General features: G+C 70.2%; 15 protein-coding genes. 10 read left to right on the top strand and 5 right to left on the bottom strand.

The features are described from left to right. Positions 1-29 precede the first annotated feature (29 nt). The gene (locus tag MX571_RS19360; protein WP_247413557.1) at positions 30-848 is read left to right on the top strand and encodes a DUF7388 family protein; all 819 of its coding nucleotides are present in this window, start codon (positions 30-32) and stop codon (positions 846-848) included. Between the two features lie 66 nt (positions 849-914). Here MX571_RS19360 and MX571_RS19355 read toward each other — a convergent pair whose 3' ends face one another. Then, a complete protein-coding gene (locus MX571_RS19355) occupies positions 915-1574 on the bottom strand; it encodes an Hsp20/alpha crystallin family protein (protein ID WP_247413556.1) in 660 nt (219 codons plus the stop codon). Positions 1575-1628: 54 nt separating this feature from the next. Beyond that, positions 1629-1787 (bottom strand): DUF7559 family protein, encoded by a 159-nt coding sequence (locus MX571_RS19350; protein ID WP_247413555.1) that lies wholly within the window; start codon positions 1785-1787, stop codon positions 1629-1631. Between the two features lie 56 nt (positions 1788-1843). Here MX571_RS19350 and MX571_RS19345 point away from each other — a divergent pair, with 56 nt between their 5' ends. The 3 genes from MX571_RS19345 (at position 1844) to MX571_RS19335 (ending at position 4677) form a co-directional block, all read left to right on the top strand. Then, positions 1844-2674 carry a DUF429 domain-containing protein gene (locus MX571_RS19345; protein ID WP_247413554.1) on the top strand — a complete coding sequence of 277 codons (831 nt, stop codon included), beginning with the start codon at positions 1844-1846 and terminating at the stop codon, positions 2672-2674. An 87-nt stretch (positions 2675-2761) separates the two neighbouring features. After that, the gene (locus MX571_RS19340) at positions 2762-3496 is read left to right on the top strand and encodes a creatininase family protein (protein ID WP_247413553.1); all 735 of its coding nucleotides are present in this window, start codon (positions 2762-2764) and stop codon (positions 3494-3496) included. After that, on the top strand, positions 3493-4677 hold the full coding sequence (locus MX571_RS19335; RefSeq protein ID WP_247413552.1) for an NAD(P)/FAD-dependent oxidoreductase: 1185 nt from the start codon (positions 3493-3495) through the stop codon (positions 4675-4677). The genes MX571_RS19340 and MX571_RS19335 overlap by 4 nt, the downstream gene beginning before the upstream one ends. Before the next feature lie 10 nt (positions 4678-4687). Here the strand turns inward: MX571_RS19335 and MX571_RS19330 are convergent, their stop codons facing one another. Then, positions 4688-5584: a hypothetical protein gene (locus MX571_RS19330; protein WP_247413551.1), complete on the bottom strand. Its 897-nt coding sequence runs from the start codon at positions 5582-5584 to the stop codon at positions 4688-4690. Positions 5585-5711: 127 nt separating this feature from the next. Here MX571_RS19330 and MX571_RS19325 point away from each other — a divergent pair, with 127 nt between their 5' ends. Continuing rightward, positions 5712-7439: a radical SAM protein gene (locus MX571_RS19325; RefSeq protein ID WP_247413550.1), complete on the top strand. Its 1728-nt coding sequence runs from the start codon at positions 5712-5714 to the stop codon at positions 7437-7439. A gap of 62 nt (positions 7440-7501) precedes the next feature. Here MX571_RS19325 and MX571_RS19320 read toward each other — a convergent pair whose 3' ends face one another. Continuing rightward, positions 7502-8113, bottom strand: coding sequence for an acetate uptake transporter (locus MX571_RS19320; protein WP_247413549.1), 612 nt, complete (start codon positions 8111-8113; stop codon positions 7502-7504). Positions 8114-8533: 420 nt separating this feature from the next. On the opposite strand from MX571_RS19320, the gene MX571_RS19315 reads away from it, so the two are divergent. Together MX571_RS19315 and MX571_RS19310 are read left to right on the top strand one after the other, a co-directional pair. Beyond that, complete coding sequence (locus MX571_RS19315; protein ID WP_247413548.1) at positions 8534-9043, top strand: hypothetical protein; 510 nt, start codon at positions 8534-8536, stop codon at positions 9041-9043. Positions 9044-9094: 51 nt separating this feature from the next. After that, complete coding sequence (locus MX571_RS19310) at positions 9095-10900, top strand: flippase-like domain-containing protein (RefSeq protein ID WP_247413547.1); 1806 nt, start codon at positions 9095-9097, stop codon at positions 10898-10900. Positions 10901-10926: 26 nt separating this feature from the next. Here MX571_RS19310 and MX571_RS19305 read toward each other — a convergent pair whose 3' ends face one another. Beyond that, entirely contained in the window at positions 10927-11463 is a 537-nt protein-coding gene (locus MX571_RS19305) for a DUF84 family protein (RefSeq protein ID WP_247413546.1), read from the bottom strand. A 211-nt stretch (positions 11464-11674) separates the two neighbouring features. Between MX571_RS19305 and MX571_RS19300 the strand changes: the two genes are divergently transcribed. The 3 genes from MX571_RS19300 to MX571_RS19290 all read left to right on the top strand — a co-directional run bounded on the left by MX571_RS19300 (position 11675) and on the right by MX571_RS19290 (position 14329). Continuing rightward, positions 11675-12643 carry a transcription initiation factor IIB gene (locus tag MX571_RS19300; protein ID WP_247420183.1) on the top strand — a complete coding sequence of 323 codons (969 nt, stop codon included), beginning with the start codon at positions 11675-11677 and terminating at the stop codon, positions 12641-12643. A 64-nt stretch (positions 12644-12707) separates the two neighbouring features. Then, on the top strand, positions 12708-13130 hold the full coding sequence (locus tag MX571_RS19295; protein ID WP_247420180.1) for a DUF7994 family protein: 423 nt from the start codon (positions 12708-12710) through the stop codon (positions 13128-13130). Between the two features lie 125 nt (positions 13131-13255). Further along, positions 13256-14329 (top strand): DNA-methyltransferase, encoded by a 1074-nt coding sequence (locus MX571_RS19290; RefSeq protein WP_247420178.1) that lies wholly within the window; start codon positions 13256-13258, stop codon positions 14327-14329. Positions 14330-14350 lie beyond the last annotated feature (21 nt).

Genomic DNA, 14350 nt, shown 5'->3' with positions numbered 1-14350 from the left:
AGCCACGCTTTCTCGACCCGGTGGAATCTATGTTGACGAGTGACACCTACGCCCGAACCGGACTGGACGCGCTCGCGCTGAAACCGACGGAGCACGACCTCGACGCGGCGGCCGCGCTCGATGTCGACGTGCTCGCGCTCGACTACGAGGGCCGCGAGGCGCTCCCGGGCGAGGAGACGCTCCGGGCGCTCGCGGCCGACCGGACGCTCCTGCTCACCGCGCCGGTCCGCGCCGACGGGTTCGACCCGCTGGGGGACGACGGCCTGCTCCGCGAGGTGCCGGCCGAGGTGGGCCTGACGTTCGTCGCGGGTCACGGCGCGTACCTCACGGCCGAGGAGCGCGCGCGAGCCATCGCACCGCGCCTCCGGGCCGCGCTGGACTGGCACGCCGAGCGCTCGGCGGACGCCGACCGGACGCCGGCGACGAAACCGTGGGTCGGCACCGAGAGCATCGAACGCGTCGCGCTGGCGGCGGGCGACGACGCGGTCCAGTACGACCTGCTCGACCGCTCCACGGCGGGCGAGGTCCGCGCGATGCGCCGGATGGGGTACGAGGGCGACGTCGCCGTCTACGCGCCGACGCTCCTCACCGACGACGAGGACGTGCTACTGGACGCGCTGGGTGGCTACGTCGCCCGACGGGGGCCGGTCCGGGCGGCACTGCCCGACGGGGCGGCTACGGACGGCGGAGCGACGGGTCGCGCCCGCGAGGTGCTGGTGGCGGCGTGTCGCGACTACGCGCTCGCCGGGACGCCGGAGGCGGTCGGAGAACAGGTCGCGTCGCTCCACGAGGCGGGCGTCGACACCGTCGTCGGCTACCCCGCTCGCGGTCTCGACGCGTTCCGATAGCGTCGCCGGAACGTCGTGCTTCGGCGACCCGTCGCGTCGACGGTCGCTCCTCGGCGACCAGTTACCTCACTTCTCGTCGTCGCCGTCGAGGCCGTCGAACTCGTCGTCCTCGGGTCCGTCGGGGACCTCGTCCTCGCTCAGCCCGGTCTCGGGGTCGGCGTCGTCGCTGCCGAGGTCGGTACTGTCGCTGCCGAGGTCCGTGTCGTCCGACTCGTCGGTGTCGACCCCGGCGTCGCCGGTGGAGACCTCGACGGGTCCGTCGTCCGCGCCGGTCGCGTCACCGCCGCTGCCCGGTGCGCCCCCGTCGAGGGGGCCGTCGCCCGGTTCGTCGCCGACGGTCACGGAGCGCCCCGACTCCGTCTTCGGGACGTGGACGCGGAGCGTGCCGTTCTGCGTGACGGTGGCGTCGGCCTCGCGGGCGTCCACCTCGGCGTCGGCCGGGAGGTCGACGGACCCGTCGAGCGAGAGGCCGCGACCGGGCAGGCGCATGTCGAACTCGTCGTGGAAGTCACGGAAGCGGTCGATGCGGACGAAGACGGTGTTCTCGTCGAACCTGACCTCGACGTCCTCGCGGTGGACGCCGGGGGCGTCGAAGACGGCGAGGAAGGCGTCCTCGCTCTCCAGCAGGTCGACCTTCAGCGGCGTCTTCTCCTGCCAGCGGGCCGACGAGCGCCCGATGCCTTCGAGAACGGCGCTCTCGACGCGCTCGCCCAACTCCTTGAACATGTTCGTGGATTCGCTCGTCATGGTCTTAGTCGTTCCCCGCGGTGTGCACGGGACTCACAGCACTATCTCTTCGAGGCCGTCCCCCGTGCCGCAGTACGGGCAGCTGAAGTCCTCGACACCGGTCTCGTCTGGCATGTCGTATGTGTAGTGGAGTTCGAACATGTCGAGTTCGCAGTCCGACTCGGTACACTTGACCTCCATCGTCTTCGGCATGAACCGACGTACGCCGCGCCCGTTAATCAATTCGACGGCGACCCCGTGGGAAGGGTATGGACGTCTACGGCGTCGACTTCAGCGGCGCGGCCGACGCGGGCCGGACGACGTGGCTCGCGTCAGCCACGGTCGAGGGCACAGAGCAGGGCGACGGCCACCTCCGCGTCGAGACCGTTCGCTCGCTGACCGACCTCGCGGGTACCGCCGACCGCGCCCCAGCACTCGCCGAACTCCGCGAGCGCCTGCAGGAACCGACGGCCGCGGGACTGGACTTCTCGTTCGGGCTGCCGTTCGGGGTCCACGACTGCGACTCGTGGCCGGAGTTCCTGCGCTGGTTCCCCGGCGAGTTCGACGGCCCCGATGACCTGCGGGCGCGCTGTCGAGAGCGCGTCGAGTACCGCACCGACGGCGAACGGTCGTACGTCGGCCGAGCGACCGACGAGCAGGTGGGTGCGTCCTCGCCGTACCACTGGCTGGTCGCTCACCAGACGTTCTACGGCGTCCGCGACGTCCTCGGACCGCTGGTGACCGACGGCGCGGTCACCGTCGCGCCGATGCAGGAGCGCGAGAGCGACGCCGACGACCGGCCGACGCTCTGTGAAGTCTACCCCGCCGCGACGCTCCGCTCGCTGGACCTGCCCGACGAGCGCTACAAGGGCGCCGACGCGGCCGACCGCGAGGCGTACGCCGAGCGTCGCGAGCGCATCGTCGCGGGGATACCCGACGACTGCACGCTGACCCCGTCGGTCCGGACGGCGGCGCTCGACGACACCGGCGGGGACGCCCTCGACGCGGTGCTGGCGGCCTACGCCACGTACCGGGCGGTCCGGGAGGGGTTCGCCACCGACCGGGAGTTCCACCCCGCCGAGGGCTACATCTACGTCTGAGACGGGAAGCGCTGCCGACTGTCGGCGGACTGGGCCAGCGGTCGCCGTCCGCCGAGAGTTAAGCCCCTCGGCGGTCAGCAAGACCGTATGCACCTCGCGGACCACACCACGCGGTCGTTCGCCGCCGCACTGGACGACGTGGAGGTGGGCGTCCTGCCGGTCGGTTCGACCGAGCAGCACGGCCCGCATCTCCCCCTCTCGACCGACCACCTCGTCGCCGAGGCCGTCGCCGCCGACCTCGACCACGACGCCGCCACCGTCCTGCCGACGCTCGCTATCGGCGTCAGCGGCCACCACCGCCAGTTCCACGGGACGCTGTCGGTGAGCGAGGAGACGTTCGAGCGGTTCGTCCGCGAGACGGTCGAGAGCCTCGCGGACCACGGCGTCCGGAAGGTCGTCGTCGTCAACGGGCATGGAGGGAACATCGGGGCGCTGGAGCGAGCGGCCCGCACGCTCCGCGCCGAGGAGACGGCGTTCCTCGCACCGTGGCACTGGTGGGACGCGGCCAACTACGTCATCGGCCACGCCGACCAGCACGAGACGAGTCTGGTGCTCCACCTCGCCGAGGACCTGGTCGACGAGGAACACGCCGCAGAGGCGGAGGCGGAGGGGGCGACCTCCTGGGGCAAGACGGTCCACGGCGCGTCCATCGGCTTCGACACGGCCGACTTCTCCGAGAGCGGCGCGGTCGGCCACCCGACAGAGGGGACGGCGATGCTCGGGGAGGACCTCCTGGAGGAGAGCGTCGCGGAACTCGACGCGTTCGTCGACTGGCTGACCGAGCGCCCGTTCGAGGACCTGCTGGCCGAACCGCACCGATGAGCGAAGCGGCGGACACCCCGACGAGCGTCGCGTCGGCCGACACCGACCGCGCCCCGACGGTGGCCGTCGTCGGTGGCGGCGCGGTCGGCGTCACGACCGCTCACGACCTCGCCCAGCGCGGAGCCCACGCGACGCTGTACGAGCGCGGGTCGGTCGCGGACGGCGCGAGCGGCCGCGCGGCGGGCGTCTGCTACGACGCCTACGCGGACCGAATCGACGCCGAACTCGGCGACCGCGCGATGGCGCGGTTCCGCGAGTTCTCCGGGACCGGCGGCTTCGAGTTCACCGACTGTCCGTACGTTATCCTCGTCCGCGAGGGGGACGAGCGCCGCGCCGACGCCATCCGCGAGGGCGTCGGTCGGATGCGCGACCACGACCGGGACGTGTCGCTGGTCGCCCCCGCCGAACTCGCCGGGGAGTTCCCGTCCCTCCGGACCGACGACGTCGCTCTCGCGGCCGTCGCGCGCAACGCCGGGTACGCCGACCCCGGCGCGTACACCGCCGCGATGGCCGACGCTGCGCGCTCGGAGGGCGTGGAGATTCGAGAGGAGACGCCCGTCGGTCTGCACCGGGACGACGGCGAGGACGACCCGGTCGTCGATACCGAAGACGGGAGCGAGGTGTACGACGCCGTCGTCGTCGCCGCTGGTGCGCACTCGGGACGGGTACTGGCCGAGGCGGGGCTACCGATACCGCTGAAACCCTATCGGGTACAGGCGCTCGTGACCGACCCCGACCCGGTCACGGACCGCGTGCCGATGTGCTTCGACGCGACCGGCGGGTACTACCTCAGACCGCGGGACGGTGGTCTGCTCGTCGGTGACGGGACCGAACCGGTCGAGCGCGACCCGGACGACTGGAACCGGGAGGCCGACGACTGGTTCCTCGCCGACTGTGCCGGCTACCAGGAGACCACGCTCGGGCGGTCCTACCCCGTCGCTCGCGCGTGGGCGGGCCTCTGCACGGCGACGCCCGACGGCCACCCGCTCTGTGGCGAACGCGCGCCGGGCGTGTTCGTCGCCACCGGCTGGCAGGGCCACGGGTTCATGCGCGCCCCGGCGCTGGCGGAACGACTCGCGGCGCAGGTGGTCGGGGCCGGCCCCGGTATCGACGCGTTCGACCCGCAGCGCTTCGATGGCGACGAGGAGTTCGCCGTCGTCGAGGGGATGGAACTGGACTAGTCGGACTACACTAGGCGAACTGGAACGGTGGCGCGTCGAGTCGGACCGTCTCGGTCGGCCTGCTGGCGATGACGACGCCGAGTCGCCCGTCCACGTCGACCGACGTCTCCCTGTCGGGTCGCCACGAGGGCAGCGAGACGGAGTCGCGGACGCTCGCCTCGGCGGCGCTCGCCTCGTCAGCGAACAGCACGACGGCCGTGAGGTGGGTCGTCTCCTCGTCGAACAGCCGTCGCCAGCCGCGGCCGACGACACCGTTCGAGGGGGCGTCGAACACGTCGAAGGCGAACTCGGCGTCGTCGGCCAGCGCGTCGGCGAGGAGCCGACAGTGCTCGCTCGTGGTGGTGAAGCGGTCCACCGACCCGGTCTGCGTGTCGATGCACGTCCGGAGCGCGGTGGCCGGGTCGTCGGGACCGTCGTACTGGCAGTCGACGAGGTAGTCCCCGCCAGCGGCGAACGCCCTGTCGTGGTCGGGGGTCCGGTACATCGCCATCGTCTGGTAGTCGTCGACGCGTTCCTCGGTCGTGGCGTTCATGGCGTCTTCGAGGCGTCCTCGGTTGAACGCGGCGGCGGAGACGCAGAGCCGTGGGAGCGACCGGTCGACGCCCCCGACGCGCAGTTGCCAGTCGACGTCGCGCGTCTCGACGCCGAACGGCCCGTAGTACGGCCGGTGCGTACCGATGGCGTCTGCGACCCGCTGGTCGTCCAGCCACTCGCGGTGGTCGTCCCACAGCACGGGCGTCCGGTTGACGACGCGATACCGCCGCCAGTCGTCGGCGAAGCGGCCGGGGGCGTAGAGCCACTCGCGTGTGGGGTGTGGCTCCTCGCCGGGGAGGGCGGGGAGGCTGCAGCCGGCCAGGGAGGCGAGGAGGCCAGCACAGCCACCGAGGACGGCTCGTCGGGAGGGCATTGCGAGTGGACACTGTACGCCGTCCGACCGTGTATCTTGCGGCCTCGTGGACGACGGTGACACGGCCCGTTCGGCCTCGACCCGGCGTGTCGTCACCGATTTACCCGTCCGACCGGTAGGAACGGCCATGACCGACCCGGCGACGCTCGACGTCACCCTCGTGGACGGCTACGTCGACGAGCCCGCCCACTTCGGGGTGCCGCCGTACGTCTCGACGTACCCCCGGTACACCGCCGGTGCGCTCGTCGACGCCGGGGTCCCCGACGAACGAATCACGTACCACACCATCGACGCCCTGCGGGAGACGCCCGCGAAGTGGCAGGACGTGGAGGAGGCGGACCTGCTGATATACATCGGCGGCATGACCGTCCCCGGCAAGTACGTCGGAGGGACGCCCGCCGAACCCGACGAGGTGCGTCGAATGGCGTGGACCGCCGACGGCACGACGCTGATGGGCGGTCCCGTCCGCTTCGGCGTCGGCGACCAGAACGAGGGCGCGAGCGACATGGAGCGCAAGGACCTCGACTACGACTTCGTCGCCAAGGGCGATGTCGAGGCCGCCGCCTACGACCTCGTCGAGAGCGGGCTGGAGGGGTTCAACAACCGGATGCGCGACGTCGAAGAGGTGACGCGCTGGGCGCGCAAGGGCGCGTTCGTCGTCGAGAACCACCCGAACCACCCGGACTACCTCATCGCCGAACTCGAAACTGGACGGGGCTGTCCGTACCGCTGCTCGTTCTGCACGGAACCGCTGTACGGCAACCCGACGTTCAGACCGCCAGAGACCGTCGTCGCCGAGGTCGAGGCGCTGTACGAACGCGGCGTCCGGCACTTCCGGCTCGGCCGGCAGGCCGACATCCTCGCCTACGGCGGCGACGGCGAGGCCCCCAACCCCGACGCGCTGCGAGACCTCTACGGCGGTATCCGCGAGGTGGCCCCGGACCTCGGGACGCTCCACCTCGACAACATGAACCCCATCACCGTCGTCGAGTACCCCGAGCGCTCGCGGGAGGGCATCGAGGTCATCGCGAAGCACAACACGCCCGGCGACACCGCGGCGTTCGGTCTGGAGAGCGCGGACCCCGTCGTCCAGGAGGAGAACAACCTCAACGTCACCGCCGACGAGTGTTTCGAGGCGGTCCGCATCGTCAACGAGGCGGCCGGGTGGCGACCCGGCGAGGACTCTTCGACGGCACCGACCCACGGCGACGAGGCGGTGAATCGCCTCCCGAAACTCCTGCCGGGCATCAACCTGCTCCACGGACTGAAGGGCGAGACCCGCGAGACGTACGACCTGAACGAGCAGTTCCTCCACCGGGTGTACGACGCGGGCCTGATGCTCCGACGGGTCAACATCCGGCAGGTGATGGCGTTCGACGGCACCGAGATGTCCGAGACGGGGTCGCAGATAGCGAAGGACCACAAGAAGCTGTTCAAGCAGTACAAGACGCGCGTTCGGGAGGAGATCGACCGGCCGATGCTCCGACGGGTCGCGCCCGCCGGGACGCGCCTGCCGGACGTCCACCTGGAGTACCACCAGGACGGGAAGACGTTCGGCCGACAGCTGGGGACCTACCCGCTGCTGGTGGGGATTCCCGGCGAACTCGAACTCGGTCGGACGGTCGACGTCGCGGTCACGGACCACGGGTTCCGGTCCGTGTCGGGCGTCCCGTACCCCCTCGACGTGAACGCGGCGTCGATGGACGAACTCACCGCGATTCCGGGCCTCGGGAAGCAGCGGGCGGGCAACCTCGTCGTCGACCGGCCGTTCGCGTCGCTCTCGGACGCCGAGGAGCGCGTCGAGGTGGCGCTGGCCGACTTCGCTGAGGTCCGGTCGCCCGAGGGAGCCGACTGAGCGAGGCGCTCGGGACGGTCGCAGTTCTCCGGAAAGCGGAACCTCGGGTCGACAGCGACCCGTCAGTCCGCGGTCTGCGCGGTGGTTCGCCGGCCGCTCGTCGGACTGCCTCCGAGCGGGATGCGGTCCTCGCCGAATGTCCAGTTGAGCACCTCGGCAGCGGCGGTGTACGCGGCGAGCACGGCCGTCACCATGCCGACGTAGCCCCCGGCGGTGACCAGGACGTCGATGCCCAGCCAGTCGCCGACGCCGACGAGGTAGAACGTCGCCGCCAGCGTCGCGAACACGGCGAACAGCGCCCAGTTGAGTCTCAGCGTCCCGACGAGCAGGATGGTGGTGATGACGCCGAACCCGACGAGGGTGACGCCGATGGCCGTCGTGCTCGGCGAGAGGAGACCGTTCACGGCGAACAGTTCGGCCAGTCCGAACCACCACCAGAACGCGCCGTAGGTGTTGAACGCCATCGTCTCGAACGTGTCGCCCTTCCGGAACGCGAGGATACCGGCGACTATCTGCATCGTCCCCCCGTAGGCCATCGCGAGGGGGATGACGACGGCGATACCGCCTTCGTCCGGCAACAGCCCGGCGTTGATGAGGCTCAGGATCATCGTCGTCAGTGCGAAACCCATGAGGCCGAGCGGTGCCGGATTCGCGAGTTTGGTTTCCTTAGGCATGGTGTTGACCCGCCGTTGTCGACCGGTCACGCCAGTACCGAAGGCCGTCGCGCGCGACGCACGAATCGGGGTGGACCGCCCGGACCGGCCTTCGCCCCGGTCGGCAACTCGTCCGGCGCTACCAGCGTGAGTCGAGTAGATGTGTGGGTTGCCAGTGCATGGCACCGTCGCGTCGGTGACTGCCGTCGATAGTTCGCTGGTCGTGGCGGCGGTTCGCCGGACCGACGCCGCTCCACCAGGTGACGACGCTCTCGTGCCCGGTCGAACACCTCGCTCGACGAGACGGGTCGGCGACACCGCTCCGTTCGTTGCGTTCGGTTGCTGGCTGTCGAAAGCAACCCGACGGCGTCGTGTCGGACAGCTGAACAGCGGGAACGTTCCACCTGAAGATACTTATCGGTTGATGGGACTACCCCCGGTATGGCCCTCCGCATCCACTCACTGCTCCTCGTCGCGGTCCTCCTCACTGCCGGCTGTCTCGGTGGGAGTTCTGGCGCTCCGCCGAGCGCCACGGACGAGACGACGGTCGAGACCACACGCCCGGACCCCACCCCCCCGACCGCACGCTGGACCGAACAGGCCGGTCCGAACGGCTACCCGGACCCGCCCTCGACCCTGACGAACCAGTCCGCGACGCAGGCGGCACTGCAGTACGAGGAGACGTTCGTCCTGAACGCGCTCGCGGCGAGCGACGTCGACAGCTACGGCCTCGGCGGCGTCTTCGGTGCTGAGACGACCGTCCTCGACCGTGCGGACGGCGGGGTCTACGTCCGGGTGCGACGTGGCTACTCGTGGACCCGGACGGTTCGGTCGACGGTCGACGGGACGCAGGTCGCCGAGCAGTCCAACGCAGACCTCACCGCCGAAGCCACGTACTTCGTCAGCACGGAGGCGATACGGCGCGTCGACGGGACAGCGATTCGAACGTGACACGCTACGCACCCAGAAGGTTGATACGTCACAGTGCGCAACTCCGGCGCAATGACCGTCGAGGTGAGCGTCGTCCTCCCCGCGTACAACGAGGAGGCGACCATCGAGGGCACCATCGAGACGACCCTCGACACGCTCGGTTCGTTCCTCCCCGAGGACTCGTTCGAAGTCATCGTCGCCGAGGACGGCTGTGACGACCGGACCCCGGAGATAGCCGCGCGGTTCGCCGGGCGGGACCCGCGAGTCAGACACGTCCACTCCGACGAGCGACTGGGGCGGGGCGGTGCGCTCGTCCGGGCGTTCCGGGAGGCCGACGGCGAGACCCTCGTCTACTTCGACACCGACCTCGCCACCGACATGGGCCACCTCGAAGAACTGGTCGAGTCGGTGCGCTCGGGCGAGTACGACGTCGCCACCGGCTCGCGCTGGATCCCCGGCGAGGTGGCCGAACGCCCCCGCAAGCGCGGCGTCCCCTCCCGCGGGTTCAACACGCTGACGCGGACGATGCTCGGCTCCGACCTGCGCGACCACCAGTGCGGGTTCAAGGCGTTCGACCGCGAGGCGCTGTTCGACCTGCTCGACGACGTGGCCGACCAGCACTGGTTCTGGGACACCGAGGTGCTCGTCCGCGCCCAGCGCCAGGGCTACCGCATCAACGAGTTCCCCGTACGCTGGACGCCGAAGGGCGACACGAAGGTGGACCTCGTCCGCGACGTGTTCGGGATGGGGAGCCAGATTCTGCGGTGCTGGTACGAGTTCTCCGTCAAACCGCGGGCGACGCCGCGGGCGACGATGGCGGCCGGGTCCCTCCTGGTCGCCGTCGCGGTGCTGCTGATGACGTTCTACATCGACTTCGGGCAGGTCCTCGACGAGATGGCGACGGCCGACCCGCGGTACGTCGCGGGTGCGGCCGTCGTCTACCTCCTCTCGTGGCCGCTCCGCGGGGCGCGCTACCGCGACATCCTCGCGGAACTCGGCTACCACGAGAACGTGAAGTTCCTCACCGGCGCGGTGTTCATCTCCCAGACCGGGAACCTCGTGTTCCCCGCACGGGCCGGCGACGCCGTCCGGGCGTACATCGTGAAGGCACGCCGGAACATCCCCTACCCGTCGGGGTTCGCGTCGCTGGCCGTCGAGCGCGTGTTCGACCTGCTCACCATCACGGTGCTCGCCGGGACGGTGCTCGTCGGACTGGCCGTGTCGGGGTTGGCCGACCCGTCGGGTCTCGGGGCCGCACCGGACCAGTACGCCGACAGCGGACAGACGGCGCTGTACGTCGCCGCGTTCGTCGGCGTCGCCACGCTCTGCGCGGTGTCGCTCATCCTCGCCAGCGCACGCGCCGAGACGAACCTCGTCCGGCGCGGCGTCCGACGGCTGAGTTCTGACTCCTACGCCGACTACGTCGCGGGCGTCATCGAACGCTTCGTGGGCGACGTCCAGACGGTCGCCGGGAACCGGGCGGCGTTCGTCCGAGTCGGCACGTCGAGCGTCGCCATCTGGACGCTCGACGTGGTGACCGCGCTCCTCGTGTTCGCCGCGTTCGACGTCGGCCTCTCGCCGGTCGTCCTCGTCTCGGTCGGCTTCTTCGCGGTGAGCGTCGGGAACCTGGCGAAGGTGCTACCGCTGACGCCGGGCGGCGTCGGCCTCTACGAGGGGGCGTTCACGCTCATCGTCGTCGCGTTCACGCCCGTCCCGTCGACGGTGGTCATCGGCGCGGCCGTCGTCGACCACGCGGTGAAGAACGTCGTCACCCTCGTCGGCGGCGTCGCCTCGACGCTCCTGCTGAACGTCTCGCTGACGACGGCCGTCGAGGAGTCCCGCGACGTCTCGCCCGACGCCGCGAAGACCAACGACTGAGCGATTCGGAAACGACGGCGACTCCCTCAGCGCGACTCGTACTGCTCGGAGACGAACGGGCCGAGCGCCGCGGCCACACCGGTCGCGAGACTCGCCTCGCGGTCGACCATCCCGGCGGTGAACACGCCCGCCGCGCCCTGCCTCTTCTTCACGTCCGACTCGCCGAGTTCGTCGTCCATCACCGGGCCGAGCTCCTCGCCGTCGCGGATGCGACGGGCGACGTGGTCGGGGAGGGGAAACGACGGACCGGTCGCACGGGTGAGGCGCTCTCCGTCGGTAGCGGCCGCCCAGTTGACGAGGAACAGCGCGTCACAGCCCTCGACGTCTGCGACGCCGCCCTCGATACCGACACCCAGCCTCGGCGACGACGGCGACGTCTCTGCCGTCGCGTCGAACGCCGCTCGCGCCCGGTTCTCCGCGCCGGTCCGCGTCTCGACGTGACCCCGTGGCTGTTCGGCGACGTCCGAGGGGACGGCGACGCTCTCGACGGTCCACTCCCCCGCGACGACCGAGGCGACGGCCCGGCGTTTCACCGGGTTCGCACTCCCGACTGCGACGTGCATGAGTGACGGTGCGCGCGAGGAGAAGTTCGCTCTTGCGAACTGAAGTGTCTCTCAGTTGTATTTTCGCCCCGGAGGGACAGTGCCGACGAGACTGGTTTCCCTACGTCGGAGTATCGGAATGGTTAAGAAGGTTTTGGGCGAAGCTACTGTACTAACCAGTTGTCCGGGATTTTCGGGGGATACCTGCCCGGATAGCGTGCGCCCTCGACCAATGAGTGATTCGAACACACGAACCCGAGAGAGAACGACCGAGGCGGAGAGCGAGCAGACCGACGAGCGAGAGGGACTCGACTGTCCCGAGTGCGGCGGTCAGCTAATCGACGACAGCGAGCACGGCGAGACGGTCTGTCAGGACTGCGGTCTCGTCGTCGAGGAGGACGCCGTCGACCGCGGCCCCGAGTGGCGCGCGTTCGACTCCGCGGAGAAAGACCAGAAGTCCCGCGTCGGCGCGCCGACGACGAACATGATGCACGACAAGGGGCTCTCGACCAACATCGACTGGCGCGACAAGGACGCGTACGGCAACTCGCTCGGGAGTCGCCAGCGCGCGAAGATGCAGCGCCTCCGGAAGTGGAACGAGCGGTTCCGCACCCGCGACTCCAAGGAGCGCAACCTCAAGCAGGCGCTCGGCGAGATCGACCGCATGGCGAGCGCCCTCGGCCTCCCCGAGAACGTCCGGGAGACCGCGAGCGTCATCTACCGCCGCGCGCTCGACGAGAACCTCCTGCCGGGGCGCTCCATCGAGGGCGTCGCCACCTCGTCGGTGTACGCCGCGGCACGGCAGGCGGGCGTCCCGCGCTCGCTCGACGAGATCGCCGACGTCAGCCGGGTCGAGAAGAGCGAGATCGCCCGCACCTACCGCTACGTCGTCCGCGAACTCGGTCTCGAAGTGAAGCCGGCCGACCCCGAGAGCTACGTGCCGCGGTTCGCCAGCGCCCTGGGCCTCTCCGACGAGGCGGAGAACCGCGCCCGACAGCTCCTCCGCAACGCGAAGGAGAAGGGCGTCCACTCCGGGAAGTCGCCGGTCGGCCTCGCCGCCGCCGCCGTCTACGCGGCCGCGCTGCTGACGAACGAGAAGACGACGCAGGCCGCCGTCAGCGAGGTCGCCGACATCTCCGAGGTCACCATCCGGAACCGCTACCACGAACTGCTCGAAGCCGAGCAGGACATCCCGCTGTAGTCGGGTTCTCGCGACGAGACGACGCCCCTGTCGCTTTTTGTACCGACACACCCAACGCGGAGCCATGGGTCCACGCTACGACGCCGGGTACGGGCTGTTGTTGCTCGCGCTACCGACCGCGATGGTCGTCCTGTTCGACGTCCCGCTCGCCCCGACGGCGTGGGCCGCCGACCCCGACGTCCTGTGGCCGGCCGTCAGTCTCTGCCTGATGGCCGTCGGTGGCGTGATGGGACTCATCGCGGCCACGCGACCCGACGAGAGCGTCGCCGGGCGACGCGTGGACTATCTCACGTTCCGCGGCCTCGCGACCACCTGGCTCGCACTCGCGATGTCGGTGAACGGTGCGGCGTGGGCGCTCGACGGCGACCTGTTCGGACTGGCGACGGTCGCCTCGGGGCTGTTCCTGTTCGCCATGGGCGTCGGGACGATGCTCCGGCGACCGACGTTCGTCCCCGAGGAGCGAGCGCGGCGACGGAGCGCGGGGTGACAACCGGACGGACCGCCACCGTCTCGTGACCGTGCTTTTCTGCTGGTGAATCGCCGTCGAAAACGAGTTCTCACGAGTGATACTGTCACCACAAGACACTAGGTAGTCGGCGTGGACTCACGACCATGCAGACCGAACACGCGGTCCACGTCGACGACGCTCGGAACCTCGCGCTCCCCGACGACAGCGTGGACCTCGTGGTCACCTCGCCGCCGTACCCGATGATCGAGATGTGGGACGACCTGTTCTGCGACCTCGACCCCGCCGTCGGCGACGCCCTCGACGCCGACGACGGCGAACGCGCCTTCGACCTGATGCACGAGGCGCTCGACCCGGTGTGGGCGGAACTCGAACGCGTCCTCGTTCCGGGCGGCATCGCCTGTCTCAACGTGGGGGACGCGACGCGCACGCTCGACGAGTTCGCGCTCTACCCCAACGGCGCGGAACTGGCGACCCGACTCCGTGACCACGGCCTGACCCAGTTGCCGGGCATCCAGTGGCGCAAACCGACCAACAGCGGCACGAAGTTCATGGGGTCGGGGATGCTCCCGCCGAACGCCTACCCGACGCTCGAACACGAGCAGATACTCGTCGTCCGCAACGGCAGTCCCCGGCAACTCGAACCGAAGGCCGACGAGCGCTACGAGGCGGCGTACTTCTGGGAGGAGCGCAACGAGTGGTTCTCGGACCTCTGGACGTTCACCGGCACCGACCAGCGCCTCGACGAACAGGCCCGCGAGCGCTCGGCGGCGTACCCGCTCGAACTCCCCCTGCGACTCATCCGGATGTTCTCGACGTACGGCGACTGCGTCTTCGACCCGTTCTGGGGTACGGGGACGACGACGCTCGCGGCGATGCTCTCCGGCCGGGACTCGCTGGGCGTCGAACTCGACCGGGGCCTCGTCGAGGCGTTCACCGACCGACTCGTCGACATCGAGGACCGCTCCAGCGAACTCGCCGCGGACCGCCTCGACCGACACGCGACGTTCGCCGCCGACCGGGAGACGAACTACCGGGCCGACCACTACGACTTCGGCGTCGTCACGGGACAGGAGCAGCGAATCCGTCTCTACGCCGTCGAGGCCGTCGACGCGACCGACCCCGCGGACCTGGAGACGACGGGCGCGACGGACGGGCCGCTGGCGGCCGACGGCGCGACGACCGGGTGGACCTGCGAGCACACCCCGGTCGAGTTTTGAGGCTTCGACCGGAAGCGCTCG

Origin of the sequence: Halomarina salina (assembly GCF_023074835.1) — an archaeon.
In the GTDB taxonomy this organism is placed as follows: Archaea; Halobacteriota; Halobacteria; order Halobacteriales; family Haloarculaceae; genus Halomarina; species Halomarina salina.
This window is presented reverse-complemented; position numbering and strand designations above follow the sequence as displayed.